The organism is Verrucosispora sp. CNZ293, from assembly GCF_002754655.1.
The window spans coordinates 2,279,782-2,298,394 of sequence record NZ_PEFR01000001.1 but is presented as its reverse complement, the minus strand read 5'-3'; the positions used below and the strand labels follow the sequence as shown (position 1 = coordinate 2,298,394).

The 18,613-nt window shown below is 69.3% G+C and carries 9 protein-coding genes; all 9 read left to right on the top strand.

Annotation, left to right across the window (positions count from 1 at the left end):
• Positions 1-64: 64 nt before the first annotated feature.
• The 9 genes from CLT74_RS10560 to CLT74_RS10520 all read left to right on the top strand — a co-directional run bounded on the left by CLT74_RS10560 (position 65) and on the right by CLT74_RS10520 (position 18,593).
• Positions 65-943, top strand: coding sequence for a carbohydrate ABC transporter permease (locus CLT74_RS10560; RefSeq protein ID WP_486582227.1), 879 nt, complete (start codon positions 65-67; stop codon positions 941-943).
• A 5-nt stretch (positions 944-948) separates the two neighbouring features.
• The gene (locus tag CLT74_RS10555) at positions 949-1,866 is read left to right on the top strand and encodes a carbohydrate ABC transporter permease (RefSeq protein WP_099846383.1); all 918 of its coding nucleotides are present in this window, start codon (positions 949-951) and stop codon (positions 1,864-1,866) included.
• 2 nt (positions 1,867-1,868) lie between these two features.
• Complete coding sequence (locus tag CLT74_RS10550; RefSeq protein ID WP_099846382.1) at positions 1,869-3,809, top strand: beta-L-arabinofuranosidase domain-containing protein; 1,941 nt, start codon at positions 1,869-1,871, stop codon at positions 3,807-3,809.
• Between the two features lie 115 nt (positions 3,810-3,924).
• Positions 3,925-8,664, top strand: coding sequence for an Ig-like domain-containing protein (locus CLT74_RS10545; protein WP_486582225.1), 4,740 nt, complete (start codon positions 3,925-3,927; stop codon positions 8,662-8,664).
• 74 nt (positions 8,665-8,738) lie between these two features.
• On the top strand, positions 8,739-11,930 hold the full coding sequence (locus CLT74_RS10540; protein WP_486582224.1) for a family 43 glycosylhydrolase: 3,192 nt from the start codon (positions 8,739-8,741) through the stop codon (positions 11,928-11,930).
• Between the two features lie 23 nt (positions 11,931-11,953).
• Positions 11,954-12,586, top strand: coding sequence for a hypothetical protein (locus CLT74_RS10535; protein ID WP_099851709.1), 633 nt, complete (start codon positions 11,954-11,956; stop codon positions 12,584-12,586).
• A gap of 59 nt (positions 12,587-12,645) precedes the next feature.
• On the top strand, positions 12,646-13,701 hold the full coding sequence (locus CLT74_RS10530) for a hypothetical protein (protein WP_099846381.1): 1,056 nt from the start codon (positions 12,646-12,648) through the stop codon (positions 13,699-13,701).
• A gap of 97 nt (positions 13,702-13,798) precedes the next feature.
• Positions 13,799-17,191 carry a beta-L-arabinofuranosidase domain-containing protein gene (locus tag CLT74_RS10525; protein ID WP_099846380.1) on the top strand — a complete coding sequence of 1,131 codons (3,393 nt, stop codon included), beginning with the start codon at positions 13,799-13,801 and terminating at the stop codon, positions 17,189-17,191.
• A 373-nt stretch (positions 17,192-17,564) separates the two neighbouring features.
• Positions 17,565-18,593, top strand: coding sequence for a LacI family DNA-binding transcriptional regulator (locus tag CLT74_RS10520; protein WP_099846379.1), 1,029 nt, complete (start codon positions 17,565-17,567; stop codon positions 18,591-18,593).
• Positions 18,594-18,613 lie beyond the last annotated feature (20 nt).

Sequence of the window (18,613 nt, the reverse complement as noted above, 5' to 3'; positions counted from 1 at the left end):
CGAATCGAGGAGAGGGTCCGTTCTGATGCAAGTCACCGCACCGTCTCGTCCGCCCGATGCGGCGATGCGGCGGCGTGCCCGGTCGCGTGGCCGCCAGGCCCTGCTCGGCTGGCTCTACGCGACACCGACTGCGGTGTTCGTCATCGCGCTGTTCGTGGTCCCGCTGCTGCTGGTCGTCAGGATGTCGGTCTCCCGGTGGCCACTGCTCACCGGAGACCAGGGAATCAATGCCCCCGACAACTTCGTCAAGGCGATCAACCACCGGTTCTTCACCGACTCGGTGGTGTTCACCGTCAAGTACACCGCGTTGGCGACCGTGCTGCTGCTGGCGCTCGGGTTGGGGCTGGCCCTGTTGGTGCAGGAGTCGAGCCGGTGGAACAACCTCCTGCGGGCATCGTTCCTGATTCCCAGCGCGCTCGGCCTGGCCTCGGCGTCGTTGCTGTTCTACGTGCTTTACTCGCCGTACGCGAGCCCGCTGGCGCCGGTGATGGACCGGTTGGGCTTCACCTTCCTCGGTTCCCCGAACGCGGCGTTGTTCTCGACCACCTTTCTCATCGTGTGGCGCTATGCCGGCTTCTACATGGTGCTCATGCTGGTCGGCCTGCAGGGCATACCGGCTGACGTGTACGAGGCGGCCCGCTCCGACGGCGCCAGCCGGTGGCAGACCTTTCGGAAGATCACCCTGCCGCTGCTGCGCCCGACACTGGCGTTGACGACCGTGCTCTGCGTGACCGGCTCCCTGCTGGCCTTCGAGCAGTTCTACATCCTCACCAAGGGCGGCCCGGACAACAGCACGATCACCGTCGTCCAGCTCATCTACATGGTGGCTTTCCAGGGGCAGAACGACCTCGGTGTGGCGGCGGCCCTCTCCGTGATCGTGTTGCTGGCCCTGATCCTGATCAACGCGTTGCAGCTGCGCGCGTTTCGGTCCGAGGAGAGTTGACGCCGATGGTCGTCGTTTCCCGCTCCAGCTCGACCACCGTCGGCGAAGGGCTGCCGCCCTCCGCCGCGCCGTCGGCACGGCCGGGCCGGCCCGCCGGTGTCACCATCGCCGGTATCGCCTTGCGGACGCCGTACTGGGTGTTTACCGCGGCGGTGGGGCTCATCTTCCTGGCCCCGCTGGTCTGGACGGCGGTCGCCTCGGTCGGTCCGCACGCCGGCACCAACCAGGTGGACGGTTGGGGGCTCGGCAACTACCGAACGCTGGCCGCCTACCAGGCCGGTGTCTGGCGCTACCTCGCGAACTCGGCGTTCGTCTCGCTGCTCACGGTCGCCCTGACGCTGCTGATCTCGCTGCTCGGTGGGTATGCGTTCGCGCGATTCCGGTTCCCGGGCAGGAACATCCTGTTCCTCGTCACGCTCGCCATCCTGATGGTGCCGTACGCGACGCTGCTCATCCCGCTCTACGTGCTGCTCAACCAGGTCGGGTTGCAGAACTCGCTGGTCGGCGTCGCACTCGTGCTCACGATGTTCCAGCTGCCGTTCTCCACCTTTCTGATGCGCATCTCCTTCGAGGCGGTGCCCCGCGAACTCGACGAGGCCGCGCTTGTCGACGGATGCTCGTCGTTCGGCGCGCTCTGGCGAGTGTTGCTGCCGGCGGTGAAGCCGGGCCTGATCACCGTCGGGCTGTTCGCGTTCCTCGCCGCGTGGAACGACTTCATGGCGCCGCTGATCCTCATCAACGACACCGAGCGCATGACCCTGCCGCTCGCGGTGTCCAACCTGCGCGGCCAGGTCCAAGGTGTCGTCGACTACGGGGCGACCGAAGCGGGCGTCGTCGTTCTCGCCCTTCCGTGCATCGTGCTGTTCCTGTTGCTCCAACGACACTACGTGCGCGGCTTCATGTCCGGCGCGCTGAAAGGATGAACATGAGCGGCACCGTACCCATGGCCGCGCCGGTCGTGCCGGTCCGTGGCCGGCTCCGGCCACTCGGGCTGGACGCCGTGCGTATCGCGGGCGGATTCTGGGCCGAGCGTCAGTCGATCAACGGCACGGCGACTCTCGACCATATCGAGCACTGGCTCGAACGGGAGGGCTGGATCGGTAACTTCGATCTCGCCGCGCGGGGTGGCCTGCCGCAGGGGCGCCGGGGACGCGAGTTCTCCGACTCGGAGATCTACAAGTACCTGGAATCGCTGGCGTGGGAGATCGGCCGGACCGGCGACCCGCGACTCGAGTCGCGGCTGCGGGGGATGGTGCGCCGGGTCGCGGCGGCACAGGAGCCGGACGGCTACCTGAACACCATGTTCGGCCGCCCGGGGCAGGCGCCACGGTGGTCCGACCTCGAATGGGGGCACGAACTCTACTGCGTCGGCCATCTCCTCCAGGCCGCGGTCGCACGCGCCCGCACGCGCCCCGGCGCGGACGACGGGCTGCTGGAGGTGGCGTGCCGGGCGGCGGACAACGTCTGCGACACGTTCGGGCCCGACGGCATCGACGGCCTCTGCGGGCATCCGGAGATCGAGACCGCGCTTGTGGAATTCGCCAGGACCACCGGTGAGGACCGCTATCTGACCCAGGCCGCGCTCTTCGTCGACCGGCGCGGTCACGGCCGACTCGACGACGTGGAGTTCGGCCGGGAGTACTTCCAGGACGAGCTTCCGATCCGGCAGGCGACCGTCCTGCGCGGGCACGCGGTCCGGGCGAACTACCTCGCCGCCGGCGCCGTCGATGTGGCCGTGGAACTGAAGGACGCCAGCCTGCTGGAGGCGGTACGCAGCCAGTGGCGCCACGCGGTGACGCGCCGTACCTACGTCACCGGCGGGCAGGGCTCCCGCCATCAGGACGAGGCGTTCGGTGCGGACTGGGTGCTGCCGCCGGACCGGGCCTACTCGGAGACCTGCGCCGGTGTCGGCTCGGTGATGCTCGCGTGGCGACTGCTGCTCGCCGACGGCGATCCGCGATACGCCGACCTCATCGAGCGGACGCTGTTCAACGTCGTGTCGACCTCGCCGTCGGCCGACGGGCGCAGCTTCTTCTACACCAACACGCTGCACCGCCGCGAGCTGGGCACCTATCCGGACGCCGATCGGCCCAGCCTGCGCGCGGCGGCCTCGTTGCGGGCGCCCTGGTTCGAGGTCTCCTGCTGCCCGACCAACGTCGCCCGCACCCTGGCCAGCCTGACCGCCTACGTCGCCACGGCCGACGACGACGGCCTCCAACTCCACCAGTACGTCCCCGGCACCGTGGAGCACCGCCTCGCCGACGGGCGTCACCTGTGCGTGACCGTGGCCACCGACTACCCGTGCGGTGGAACGATCCGGGTGCGGATCGACAGCGACGACGACCGACCCTGGTCGCTGTCGTTGCGGGTGCCCGGCTGGGCGGGCCAGGACGCGACGGTGACGGTCGACGGTCACACCCGGCCGGTCGGCCCGGGAGCCGTCACGGAGCACCGGGTCTGGCGGCGCGGCGACGAGGTCGTGCTGTCCCTGCCGACGGTGCCCCGGTTCACCTACCCGGATCCCCGCATCGACGCCGTCCGTGGCTGCGTGGCGGTGGAACACGGCCCACTCGTGCTCGCCCTGGAGTCCGTGGACGTACCGGGTGTCGACTCGGTCGACGAGTTGCGGGTCGACGTCAGCCGGCCACCCCGCCTGGTCGACGACCGGGTCATCGTGAGTTGCCGTCGAGTGCGCGCGCGGGAGCACGAGTGGCCCTACCTCGCCGACGCGGTCGAGTCGGCCCCGGTGGTTGGTGAGGTGCTCGACGAGGTGGCGCTGGTGCCTTACCACGCGTGGGCCAACCGTGGCCCGTCAACCATGCGGGTCTGGCTCCCGGTGGTCACCGACGGACCGGTCCCGACCTGAGGGCGGGCCCGATGTTAACGCTAACGCACTGTCCTCTCCCGCTACGCGAACACCGCCACGGTGAACCGCTGGACGCCTCACCCGGCCGGCGGCACCGATAACGAGGAGGAAGAAGATGAGCAGTAGACGCGTGCGGCGGGTGCCCCTCTGGGGCACCCTGACCGCGCTGATGGTGGGCGGGTTGGTCGGCATGCCGACGACGGCCCACGCCGACAGCCCCGTCCTGCCCGGTAACGAGGGGGACGTCGGGGTCTACACCAACGGTCAGAATCACGTCATGGAGATCGGCGACCCGGTCTACAGCAACGTCGGCGAGGTTGCCGACCAGCTACGGCCCGGGGTGCCGTTCACCGCGGGGAACATGCATCAGTCGATCTTCGACAAGGACCTCGCAGCCGGCGGCACCGACTACTACCTCGACCGCGTGCTGGGCGTCCGCGGAACGCTCGGATCAGCGGTGCTGATGACCCGAGGCCGCTCGCTCTACATGCGTGGTGCCAGCAACAACAACTTCACCGTCATGGGCTTTGCCGGCAGCGCGCACGTCGGTGGCCCCAACAATCTGGGCAACCTGTACACCGTCACCGTCCCCGGGCAAACCGTCACCGAGGTCAACGCCAACCGGTTCAACGCGCCGAGCCACGCCAAGGGTCGCTACACCATCGGCAACACCGGGGTCACCGCCGACCTGACCAAGTTCATCACCTACGACAACGTCGCGGTCACCGCCATCGACTTCACCAACCCCGGCGGATCGGCAGCCACCTTCACCGTCCGAGCCGCCTCCCCGCTGGCCACCCAGGCCGGGCCGGGCAACGCGAGCCTGACCGGCACCCGGACCATCACCAGCGGCTCCAACAACGGTCTCGTCGACACCGCATGGGACAGCATCAGGATCGACCTCACCGGTACCGGCTTCACCCGCAACGGCAGCAACCTCGACCGGGAGATCACCGTGCCCGCCGGTGACTCGGTGGCACTGTCGGTGGTCGGCGCCGTCTCCTCGGCCACCCTGCCCGAGACGGTGGAGAGCTACCAGGAGTACGCCGACCTGTCGCCGGCTGCGGCGGTGCGTGCCGGGATCACCGCCTTCAACCGGCGCTGGGCCCAGGACGTGCCGTACCTCAACGTGCCGGATCCCGCCCTGGAGAAGGCGATCGTCTACCGCTGGTGGGGCGAGCGTTACAACTCCCTCGACGCCAACGCCTCGGGCCACGTCTACCAGTACCCGACGACGATCGAGGGGGTGAACCTCTACCAGAACGCCGTCGCGCTGACCCAACCGATGCACCTTCAGGACACCAAGTGGCTGCGTACGCCCTACCTGCCGTACGGGCAGATCCTCAACATCGGTGAACTCTCCGGCTCGTCGGCCTTCCTGGACAGTCCGGGGCACACCAGCTGGAACAACCACTACTCGCAGTACCTCGGCACCGCCGGACTCGAGGCGTACAACGTGCACGGCGGTGGGACGGACATCGCCCGCAGGTTCGCCACCTACTTCGAGGGCGACGGCGTCGGCCAGCTGGAGCACTACGACGGCAACAACGACAAGCTGATCGCCTACGACACCAACTACATGCCCGGCAACGACGCCGACGCCATCACCTTCGGCTACCCGAAGTCCAACGCCGGCGCCCCCGGCGCCCGGACCATCGAGCGACCCGAGTCGGCGTACGTGTGGGGCGCGTTCGACGCCGCCCGCCAGCTCTACCAGATCTCCGGCGCGGAGCAGGCCAAGGTCGACCAGATGGCGACCGGCGCCAACGAGATCCGCGACGCGATCCTCGACCGGCTGTGGAGCCCCGACATGCGGATGTTCCTGGCCGGCACGTCGCACGGAGCCACCAGCGCGGCCAGCTCCAACGGCCGGGCCAACCCGCTGCCCGCCTCGGCCCGTAACCTGATCCCGGCGAAGGAGTCGAACCTCTACGACATCTACGCCGAGAACCTGATTCCGACCGACCAGTGGCAGAAGTACGTCGACGGGTTCCGCTTCCTGACCTACGGTGACAACTTCCCGATCTTTCCGTTCTACACCGCCAACCAGTACGACCGGTCGGCCTACGGGATCGGCGGTTCGAACAACTTCTCCAACATCAACTTCACCGTGCAGTACCGGGGTGTCCGCTCGGCGCTGCGCCACTACGACCCGGAGCAGAAGTACATCACCCCGGCCTACGCCAAGCGGCTGCTGGACTGGATGGCCTGGAGCATCTACCCGAACGCGGACCTGCGGGTCGCGAACCAGGCCGAGTACTACTCCAACTGGAACCCGACGACGCGGACCTACAACCGCAACAACCCGAACCACATCATGCTCGGCAACATGAACTACATCTTCATCGAGGACATGGCGGGCATCCAGCCGCGTTCCGATGACAAGATCGAGCTGTGGCCGATCGAGTTCGGCTACGAACACTTCATGGTCAACAACCTGCGCTACCACGGGCAAGACGTCACCATCGTCTGGGACCCCGACGGCAGCAGGTACGGCCTGGGCGCCGGCTACAGCCTCTTCCTCAATGGTCAGAAGAAGGTCAGCACCGACAAGCTCGGCAAGCTCACCTATGACCCCAACACCAACCAGGTCCAGGCCGCCGACGGCCTGACCGTCACCTTCACCGCGACCACCGGCACCGAGTTCCCGGCCGCGGTGGACACCGCGATCTCCGACGCCCGGGTCGTCAACTACCTCAAGACGGCCGGCATCGACCTCACCGAGGACGCGCCGAACCTGGCGACCGGTGCCCAGCTCAACTCGTCGTACACCCAGCAGGGCGTGCGTCCGACGCCGTGGCGGCAGTTCCACACCCCGGGCTGGAGCACCACCTCGATGAACTACACGCCGGGTGCGATCAAGGAGACGGAACGGCCGGTGTCGTTGGCCGCCGTCACCGACGGGATCACCGCCAACGAGCCCTACTGGGGCAACTACGGCACCACCGAACGCAACGGCTACGTCGAACTCGACCTCGGCTCGGCAAAGTCCTTCGACAACGTGAAGGTGTTCTTCGTCAGCGACCGGCAGTCCGGTGGCTACCGCGAACCGGCGCGCTGGTGGGTGCAGGTACCCGACGGTGACGGCGGCTGGACGGAGGTGCCGCGACAGTTCAAGAACCCGACCGTGCCGTCGGCGAAGTTCAACGAGGCGCTGTTCGAGACCGTGACGTCGAACAAGCTGCGCATCGCGTTCACCAACAGCTCGACCTTCTACACGGCGATCTCCGAGATCCAGGTGTTCGACTCCGGGCGCGAGGTTCCGGAGGTCTCCAACCAGGCACCCGTCGTCACCGCCGCGCGCGACGCCTCCGGCGACGGCAACCTGTCCACGCGACTGGTCGCCACCGCCACCGACGACGGCATTCCGTACGACAGCGAACTCAGCTTCGGCTGGGAGACCGTCTCGGCACCGGAGGGCGCCGGGGTCATCTTCTCCGACGCGGGCGCGGTGACCACCCGGGTGACCGGCACCGTCGCCGGTGAGTACGTGTTGCGCTTCTTCGCCGACGACGGCGAGAAGCGGTCGACGGCGACCGTGACGGTGACCCTCGCCAAGCGGGAGGTGAGCGCGGAGTTCGGGGCCTCGGCGGCGATCAGCACCAGCGGCACCGCCTCGTGGGAGAACCACTCGCGGGTCAACGAGGCCAGCACACCGACCAGTTCGAATCCGGGCGCCGGCAACGGCTGGGGCACGTGGGGCCAGCCGGCCAGCGGCACCAGCGTCGCGAACACGGCGTGGATCCAGTACCGGTGGACCGCACCGGTGCGGCTGTCGTCGACCGACATCTACTGGTACGACGACAACGGCGGCACCCGCCGCCCCACCGCCACCACCTACGCCATCGAAAGCTCCACCAACGGCACCACCTGGACGCCGGTCACCCTCACCGGAGACTCGACGTACGCCGGTGGGCTCGCCACCAACGCCTACAACCGCTTCACCTTCGAACCCATCACGACCAGCTACCTGCGTATCCGGATCTGGGGCCTGATGTCCGGCGGCGCGGGCACGGGTGTGCTGCGCTGGCGGGCGAATGGCGAGACGGTCGACTCGGTGCGCTCGCCGGTGCTCATCCGCACCGGGGTGGGCCAGGTGCCGACCCTGCCGAGCACGCTCGACGCGGTCTACGCCAGCGGCGCGCGTGGCACGGTTGCCTTCAACTGGCAGGAGATCACGCCCGACCAGGTCGCGGAGCCGAACGTCGACCCGTTCGTGGTCTACGGCACCAACGACGCATACGGCCTGATCGCCGAGGCCCGGGTCTACGTGCGGCCGGAGATGTCCACCGGCGGCATCTCGATCCAGGGCGTGGAGTCCTTCGAGCAGGCCGTCGAGGTAGGGGAGCTGCCCTACCTGCCGGAGCGGGTGGAGGTCTCCTACAACGACGGATCCCGGGACAACCAGGCCATCCGGGTCGATTGGGAGTTCGACGAGAACATCGTCAACACCCCGGGCCGCTACACCGTCATCGGCAACCTCATCCTGCCCGACTACGTCAGCGAGGCCGGCGCCACCCGGACCACCCTGACGTTGACGGTGGGTGACCCGCCGCAGACGCCGACGTGGGACGTCGAGGTGCAGGCCCGCACCCAGTGCACAGGCAGCAACGTCCACGTCTCGGTCAACGCCCGCAACGACGATGACGGGCCGCTCACCATCGAACTGGTCACGCCCTACGGTTCCCGGACGGTCGCCAACGTCGCGCCCGGCAAGTCCGCGTACCAGGCGTTCAACAGCCGCGCGAAGTCGGTGCCGGCCGGCGTGGCGACAGTGAAGGCCACCGGAGAAGTCGACGGTGAGCCGGTGACCGTGGAGTTCGAGGCGCCGTTCGGCGCGCTCAGCTGCGGCTGACCCCGTGTGGTGGCGGCGCCGGGGGAGCGCCGCCACCACCACCGTCCGGCTCATCAGTGAGGAGACATACCACCGTGAACACCACTATGGTGCGCGGCGCCGCCCCACCCAGCTCCCGGTCCAGACGGCTCCGCGGCGTGGTCGCCGCCGTGGCCGTCGCCGGACTCGCGGCCGGCGCCCTGGTCGGCGTGGCCGCACCGGCCCGGGCGGCCGAACCCGAGTCGTACACCTTCACCAACACGGTCAACCCGATCCTCGGCGACGGCAGCTACTACTCGGCCGACCCGGCACCGATCGTGGTGCCTGCCGGGACGCCCGGCAACGACACCGACACCGACCAGCTCTACCTCTACACCGGCCACGACCAGGCCGGACCGTCCACCAACGACTTCATCATGAACGAGTGGGGCGCGTTCCGGACCACCGACGTCCAGGCGGGGCAGTGGACCCACTACCCGTCGCTGATGCGTCCCGAGCAGGTCTTCGCCTGGGCCACCCCAGGGCGGGCGTACGCCGGTCAGGTGGTCCGGGGCGTCGACGGCCGCTACTACTGGTACGTCCCGATCCACGAACGGGACAGCCCCGCGTCGGACAAGTTCGCCATCGGCGTGGCCGTCTCGACAAGCCCGACCGGCCCGTGGACCGACCATGCCGGCGGGCCGATCATCTCCCAGCGGGTACCCACCGCCAACAACATCCACAACATCGACCCGACGATCCTCATCGACGGGCAGGCGCCCGGCCAGCGGGTCTACATCTGGTGGGGCTCCTTCGGCAACCTGCGGATGCTCGAACTCCAGCAGGACATGAAGACCCCGGTCGGCAGCCCGAGCACCGTCACCGGCCTGACCGGGTTCTTCGAGGGCGCCTGGATCTTCAAGCGCAACAACACCTTCTATATGGCGTACGCGGGCAACAACGCCGGCCCGACGTCGGCGTGCACCCCGGCGAACTACCACGCCTGCATCGCGTACGGGACGGCGTCGTCGCCCGAGGGGCCGTGGACCTACCGGGGGACGGTGCTCCGCCCGGTCTCCTCGACCACGAGCCACCCGGGCATCCTGGAGTTCAACGGCACCTGGTACCTCGCGTACCACACCGCCGACGCGGTGGGCGGCGGTCACTTCCGCCGGTCCGTGGCAATCGATCCGATCGAGTGGGACGACACGCAGACCCCGCCACGGATGAAGCTCGTCACGCCGACCCCGGCGAAGGGCCGTGACCTCACGCCCCGGCCGAACATCGCCGAGGAGGCCCGGGTCACCGTCTCCAACGAGCCGGTGCCCACCCAGTACTGGGTGAAGGCGCTCAACGACGAGATCGTCCGGTCGAACCCGTTGCCGCCGGACATGTGGGGCACCTGGACCAGCAACAACCCGCCGCAGCAGTGGGTGCAGTACACGTGGGACCAGCCGATGCGGGTCGCCGGTTCGCAGATCGACTTCTGGAACGACCAGCCGCAGGGCAGCGGCGTGGGGGTGGCGGCCCCGGCCAGTTGGCGCATCCAGTACTGGAACCTCGACCTCGGGCAGTGGGCCGACGTGCCGAACCCGAGCGGCTACCCGACCAGCACCCAGGGCTTCCAGAACACCTCCTTCGATCCGGTGACCACCACGCAGGTCCGGGCGGTGCTCAACGCGTCGACCAACGGCAGCACCTATTCGGCCGTGGCGGTCGAGGAGTGGAAGATCCTCGCCGCACAGCCGACGGGGGCCGTCACCGCACCCGGGCTGACGGTCGAGGTGGGCGAAACCAATCTGCCTGACACCCTGCCCGTGTCGTTCGGCAGCGAGACGCTGCGGGTGCCGGTCTACTGGGACGCGGTCAAGCCGGAGGATGTCGCGGCGCCTCGGACCTTCACGATCCGGGGCACCGTGCTCGGCTACGCCGCAGGGCGGGTCACCGCGCAGGTCACCGTCATCTCTCCGGACGACACCGAAGGCGACGAGACTGCGCCGACGGTGACACTCACCCCCAGCGGCAGCGCCGGCAGCGCGGGCTGGTTCCGGTCGGCGGTGCGGGTGCGGGTCGCCGGTGTCGACGACCGTGGTGGCCGGCTGACGATCTCCGCCCAGGTGGGCGGCGCCCAGCCCACGGTCGGGAACGATGTGCGGTTCGTCGACGTCGACGTCTCCGGAGACGGCCAGCACACCGTGACGGCGACCGCGACCGACCGCGCCGGGAACGTCTCGGCACCCGAGATCCTCACGGTACCCATCGACGCCACCGCGCCGGTCAGCACGGCCACCGTGAACAGCGCCAACCGGTCGGTCACGGTGACCGCCACCGACGCCACCTCCGGGCTGGCCCGGATCGAGTACGCCATCGGCACCGGTGCGTGGACCACGTACAGCGGCGCCATCGCGGCACCCGACTCGAACCGGCACACGGTGTCGTTCCGGGCGCTCGACGTGGCCGGAAACCTGGAGACGGCCAGGACCGTCACGATCCCGGCCGACCTGTCCGGTCCGCTCACCGGCAACATCGGACCGATCGCGATGCCGACCGCCTCGTACACGGCGAGTTGGAACAGCCTCACAGCCCTCAACGACGGTGCCGATCCGACGAACCCGAGCCAGGCGCAGATCTGGGGCACCTGGTCCGGCACCCGTCCGGCGACCCAGTGGGTGCAGTACGACTGGGCCCGTCCGGTGCGCCTCACCGGTACCGAGCTCAAGTTCTGGCGGGACGCCAACCAGGGGTCCGGCGAGGGTGTGGCCCAACCCGACGGGTGGGTGCTCCAGTACTGGGACGAGGCCGCGGCGGCTTGGCGGGACGTTCCGGGGGCGTCCTCGTACGGCACCAGCACCACGGCGTTCAACACCGTCTCCTTCGACCCGGTCACCACCCCGAGGGTGCGGGCGACGATCCGGGCCGACGGCAACGGCAGCGCCTACTCCGCGGTCGCGATCACCGAATGGCGGGTGTTCGCGGACGACCCGGGAGTCCGACCCGAACTGCCGGTCACGGTGAGCGTGCAGCCGCGATGCGTCGCCGGTAAGGCGTACCTGGCGGTGCAGGCCCGCAACGACCACGACGAGGCCGTGGACATCGTGCTGGAGAGCGCGTACGGCGAGCGGTCGTTCGCGGGTGTGGCGCCGGGTGCCAACGCCTACCAGCAGTTCAACTCACGGGCGACCGCACTGCCAGCGGGATCGGTGAACGTCCGGGTCACCGGCGCCGGCGGAGGCGGCGACGTGACCACCGACCACACCGCGCAACACCCGGGCGTCACGTGCGCCGGTGACGCCCGGCAGGCCCAGTAACCCGAGTGCATACGGAGAAGCAGATGAACACATCGAGTTGTAAGCGGTTGTTCGCGGCGGGAGCCGCCGGTGTCCTGCTGGTCGGTTCGGTCGCGGTCGGGTCACCGGCCTCGGCCGAGCCGGGTGACAGCGCCGATGTGGAGGTGACCGTCGACATCGAGGAGATCGAGGAGCCGGGCGTGCTGGCTCTCTCGGTGGCGGGGGCTTCGGTGGCGTTGGCCGAGGACGGGTCGACGTTGCTGGTCCGCCAGTTCGTCGGCACCCTGCCGACGGTGACGGTGACCGACACCCGGTCGGCCGACGAGGTGCCGGAGGGCGCGGCATGGGCGGTGCTGGGCAGCGCGACGGACTTCGTCGGTGGCACCGGTCAGGCGCCGATCGACGCGGGGCATCTGGGGTGGCGGCCGCGTCTGCTCGATGGCGGCGACACGGGGCTGGTGGCCGAAGGCGAGGAGGTCGTGACCGTCCTGGACGAGCCGACCCAGCCGGGCAACAACGTGGGTCTGGTGGACCAGGAGCTGCTGGTCTCGACGTTCGACTCGGGTGCGGTGTCCGGTGGCGCGTACTCGGTCGACGCGGAGCTGTTCCTGCGGACCCCGGCGGACGTGGCCGCGGGCTCGTACACCTCGACGCTGACCCTGTCCCTGTTCGAGTGACCCCCGGATGGGGCCGCCGCCCGGCGGCCCCATCCACCGCCCGGGTGGAAGGAACGCCGATGATCCGAACCTTCCCGCGCGCCCTGCCACGGCTGCTCGTCGTGCTGGCCACAGTCCTGTGCACGGCACCGGTAGCGCCCGTCGCCGCACAGGGGAGCACACCGACGGTGACCTGGGCGGTGCAGCCAGCCGACCGGCACGGCCCGGACGGCCGCCGCTGGATCGAGCGCACCCTCGACCCGGGCCAGGTCGTGACCGAGCACCTGGCGGTGCGAAACTTCAGTGACTCGCCGGTGCTCTTCTCGCTCAAGGCGGCCGACGGCTATCTCACCGACAAGGGTCGCTTCAACATGCTCGCCTCCGGCGAGACGTCGGTGGACGGCGGCACCTGGATCACCGTGCGGGAACAGGTCACCGTCGCGGCCGGGGAGACGCGGGTCGTTCCGTTCACCATCACCGTGCCCCCCGACGCGACCCCCGGTGACCATCCGGCCGGCATCGCCGCGACCGTCACCAGCACCGGCGGCACCGTCGCCGTCGAGAGTCGCGTCGGATTCCGGGTCATGATGCGCGCCAGCGGCACGGTCACCCCGACCGTGGCGATCGACAACCTCACCGCCACCTACCGACCGTCATGGAATCCCTTCAGCGGCGGCAGTGTCGAGGTCGACTACGCCACCACGAACACCGGCAACGTCACCGTGACCGGGGTCGGTCGCGTGACCGTCACCGAGCTGTTCGGCCTGGCCAGCAGGAAGACCCGGACCGACGTCGAGGAACTGCTGCCCGGAGGCGACCGGCAGATCAGTGGACGGGTCACCGGAGTCTGGGGTCTCGGATCGGTACGCACCACCGTCGCGGTGACCCCCGCCGTGCTCGGTGACCAGCCGACCGGCGTCGAGATCCGTACCGCTGCGGTCACCGTGACGACCTGGGCCGTTCCCTGGGCGCAACTCGCTCTCGCCGCTGCCGTCATCGCGCTCGGCCTGGCCTACCGGCTCGTGGCCCGCCGTCGCCGTCGCCGACTCGCGCGACTGCTCGCCCGCGCTCGGAGCGAAGGCCGCGAGGAGGCTCTGACGGCCGCACTGACCGGCGGTCCGCCATCGACCGGATGACGACAGTGTGGCTCGCCCGCCCGCCGGTGGCCGACGACGGTGCCCGACCGGTGGGCGACGCCCTGCCGGCACCCTCTCTCAGGAAGGACGATCCCACGTGGCCGAACCCGACAAGCTTCCCGTGACCCGACGTCACGTTCTGCGAGCATCCGCCTTCGGCGTCGCCGCGGCAGCCGCCGCGGGCACGCTCCCGGCGACCGCCGCCCAGGCGGCGACGATCACCGGGCCCACGCCCGGCGCGACCGGACTGACCGCGATCCCGAACGACCCGGGCCCCGGCGGTACCGCCCCGGTCCGGCCCTTCCCCCTGCGCGACGTGACGCTGGGCGACGGTCTGCTCCAGGAGAAGCGTGACCGTATGAAGGCCTACCTTCGACAGTTCGACGAGCGGCGCTTCCTCGTCCTCTTCAACGACCAGGCCGGCCGGCCGAATCCGCCCGGCGTCTCCGTCCCCGGCGGTTGGGAGGACGGCGGGCTGCTCAGCGGCCACTGGGCCGGTCACTTCATGACCGCCCTGGCGCAGAGCTACGCCGACCACGCGGAGCCGATCTTCAAGAGCAAGCTCGACTGGATGGTCAACGAGTTGGCGGCCTGCCAGGCCGCGATCACCGCCCGGATGAGCGACGGTGACCCGGGTGGTGCGGAACCGGATGAGCCGCAGATCGGCCGGGTGTCCGCCCGCTTCGGCACCGGCCTGCGTCTCAACGGCGCCAGCCGGGCCCAGTACGTGACCCTTCCGCAGGAGGCGATCAGTCAGCTCACCGACTTCACCATCGCCACCTGGGTGAACCTCGCCTCCGCCCAGAGCTGGAGCCGAGTGTTCGATTTCGGCCAGAACAGCACGATCAACATGTTCCTGACCGCGCGGGCCGGCGTCACCGGCAACGTGCCGAGATTCGCCATCACCATCAGCGGCAGCGGCGGGGAGCAGCGCATCGACGGCAACACGGCGCTGCCGACCAACCAGTGGGTGCACCTGGCGGTGACGCTCACCCAGAACACCGGCACGCTGTACGTGAACGGTCAGCAGGCCGGCCGGAACCCGAACATGACGCTCAGCCCCGCCCACCTCGGCAACCCCGGCAACCGGTGGATCGGCCGATCTCAGTACGGCGACCCGTACCTGGACGCGACCGTCGACGAGTTCCACGTCTTCGATCGGGCCCTCAGCGAACCGGAGCTGCGGTCACTGCTGGATTCACCCGCCGGCAGCACCGGCGGCGGGTCGATCGCCTGGTACCGGTTCGAGGAGGAGGGCGGATCCACGATCCTGGACTCCTCGCCCAACGGCCGGGACGGCGGCATCGTGGCGAGCCAGGACGGCGGGACCACGCTGTGGATCCCGACCCACCCCGGATATCTGGGCGCGATTCCGGAGGACGCCGTGCTGCGACTCGGTCCGCCGCGCTGGGCGGTGTACGGCAGCAACGCGGCCACCAACACCTGGGCGCCGTGGTACACCCAGCACAAGATCATGCGTGGTCTGCTCGACGCGTACTACCACACGGACAACCAGCTGGCCCTCGACGTGGTGGTCAAGATGGCCGGTTGGGCGCACCTCGCGTTGACCGTCGGGGACAAGTACCATCCCGCGTACCCGGGTCCGATCACCCGGGACAACCTCAACTACATGTGGGACCTCTACATCGCCGGCGAGACCGGGGGCGCCAACGAGGTGTTTCCCGAGATCTACGCGCTCACCGGTGAAGTGAAGCATCTCGACACCGCCCGGCTCTTCGACAACCGCGAGTCGCTCTTCGACGCCTGTGTCGACAACCGCGACATTCTCGTCACGACGCCGCAGACCAACCCGGGCCGGCGCCGTCCCGACCGGCTGCACGCCAACTCGCACGTGCCGCAGTTCGTCGGCTACCTGCGCGTCTACGAGCACAGCGGGGACGCCGAGTACCTCCAGGCGGCCCGGAACTTCTTCGGCATGGTGGTGCCCCACCGGATGTACGCCAACGGCGGCACGAGCGGCAACTATCCGGGTTCCAACAACAACACCGAGCTGTTCCAGAACCGGGGCAACATCGCAAACTCGATCGCCCAGGGCGGCGCGGAGACCTGCACCACGTACAACCTGATCAAGCTGGCGCGCAACCTGTTCCTGCACGACCACGATCCGGCCTACCTGGACTACTACGAGCGCGGCCTGCTCAACCAGATCGCCGGTTCCCGGGCCGACACCACGAACGTCAGCAACCCTCAGGTCACCTACTTCCAGCCGCTGACCCCGGGCGCCAGCCGCAGCTACGGCAACACCGGCACCTGCTGCGGCGGGACCGGTATCGAGAACCACACCAAGTACCAGGAGACCATCTACTTCAGGTCGGCCGACGGCGGAACGCTGTGGGTCAACCTGTACGCCTCGTCGACGGTGACCTGGGCCGACAAGGGCTTCACCGTCACCCAGCAGACCGACTACCCGCGCGAGGATCGCACCAGGTTGACCGTGGACGGCAGCGGCCCGCTCGACATCAAGCTGCGGGTGCCCGGCTGGGTGCGGAAGGGCTTCTTCGTCACGCTCAACGGCGAACCCCAGCCGGTCGCCGCGAGCCCCGGCAGCTACCTGACCCTGAGCCGGACCTGGCGACCGGGCGACACGATCGAGATCCGGATGCCGTTCAGCATCCGGATCGAGCGGGCCCTGGACCGTCCCGACACCCAGTCCATCTTCTGGGGGCCGATCCTGATGCAGATCCTGGGCAACCCCGGCGGGGGCAGCTATCGCGAGTTGACGCTGTACCGCCACCTGAAGCGGGACGGTGACTACACCCGCTCGGCGATCACCCAGGCGAGCACCACGGCGTCGGGCGACCGACTCTTCGCCGCGCAGGGTTTCAACCTGCGGCCGTACTACATCGGCGACACGCAGGCCGCCTCGTCGTACTTCCGACGGGTGGAGCCGACGGTCGTGTTCGGGTCGATCGACACCGGCGTGCCGAACCGCAAGCGCGATGACGGCCTGCCCAACTACGACGTGCCCGTGGCGGGTATCGAGTCGCCCGGCATCGACGGTCCCACCTTCCTCGACCTGGTCTGGGACGAGGCGCCGTTCGCCAACCACGGCGAGTTCGTCTCGACGGTCACCCGGATCGCCGGCGAGTTCGTCGACGTGGGGATCTTCAGCGCGGCGCAGCGGGAGTCGGTCGTCTCGCACGCCGGCCGGGCGAACCGGGAATTGGATCCGGCTCCGGCCTGGAACGTCGAGGTTCAGGCCCGGACGCAGCTCACCGGTACCAACGCCTACGTCTCCGTCAGTGCCCGCAACGCCGACGAGGTGCCGCTCACCATCGAGCTGATCACGGCGTACGGCACCCGGACGGTGACCGGTCTCCCTTCGGGTAAGGCCGCCTATCAGGCGTTCAACACCCGTGGTGCGTCGGTGCCGGCGGGTACTGCCACCGTCAAGGTCACCGGAGTCGTCGAGGGGCAGCAGGTGACCGCGCGGATCGAAGCAGAGTACGACGGGATCGAGGCCGGCTGAGGTATGGGTCGCTGTCCGGCTGGGCTGCGTCGGGCGGCGGCGGTGTTTGGCTGGTCGAGCGGCGCGGTGGCGAGTGTCCCGTCGGGGCGCTCGCCACCGGCGCGCCGGGCGCAGCTGTGGGCCGAGACTTTCGACAAAGGTTTCGGGGACCGGTTTTCGGTGGGGTGTTCCTGCCATCGGTCGGCGGCCCGCCTCCGTGTAATGTTCAGCCCATGAAGCCGACTAGGAGATGGTTCCCCCATGCCGGCAACGGCGCTGAAACGTTCTCGAAAAGCTTTATGGTTTGACCTCCGCTAGGAGCGGTCACGGCACTCCGGAGGCGGCCTGTCGCGGCGCACCACTACCTGTGCCGGTCGCTGGAAGGGAGCAGCGTATGACCAGTGAGCCCGAGGTCCCCCTCAACCGCACGCCCACGCTCACCGATGTCGCCAAGCTCGCCGGGGTGTCGGTGGCCACCGCGTCCAAGGCAATCAACGGGCGCGGCGAGGTACGGGCGACCACCAGGGTGCGCGTGTTGGAGGCCGCGGAACTGTTGTCCTTCGCGCCGAACGCCCTCGCCCGCGGACTGCTCAGTGGCCGGACCGGGACCGTCGGCCTGCTGACCAGTGACCTGGAGGGTCGCTTCTCGATCCCCATCCTGATGGGCGTGGAGGACGCGTTCGGTGCGGGGCAGGTCTCGGTCTTCCTGTGCGACGCGCGTGGCGACGCGATCCGGGAGAAGCACCACGTACAGGCGCTGCTGTCCCGGCGGGTGGACGGCCTGATCGTCGTGGGCTCCCGCACCGATCCCCGCCCACCACTGGCGGGCAACATCCCGGTCCCGGTGGTGTACGTCTACGCCCCCTCCGCGGATCCGGCCGACGTCTCGATCACCGTCGACAACGTGGGTGGCGGGCGGCTCGCCATCGAGCATCTGCTGGCGTGCGGTCGGCGCAACATCGCCCACATCACCGGTGAGGCAGGGTTCCAGGCCGCACGCGACCGCGCCGAGGGCGCGGCGGCGGCACTCGCGATCGCTGGCCTAAGCCTGGTCGGTGACCGGCCGTACTTCGGATCGTGGGACGAGTCGTGGGGACGAGCGGCGGCGCGGATGGTCGTCGAGCAGCATCCCGAGGTCGACGCCATCTTCTGCGGCAGCGACCAGATCGCCCGCGGCGTCCTCGAGACGCTCCGCGACCTCGGGCGTGACGTGCCGCAGACGATGTCCGTGATCGGCTTCGACAACTGGGAGGCGATCGCCGCGCACTCCCGCCCTCGCCTGACCAGCATCGACATGAATCTCAAGCACCTCGGCGCGGTGGCCGGCCAGCGGCTCTTCACGGCCATCGACGGAGCCGTGCCCACCTCGGAGGAATTCCCCAGCCGCGTCGTGATGCGTGAGTCGACGCTGCCGGTCGGCTGAGTCCGGTGCTGCGGGCCGCC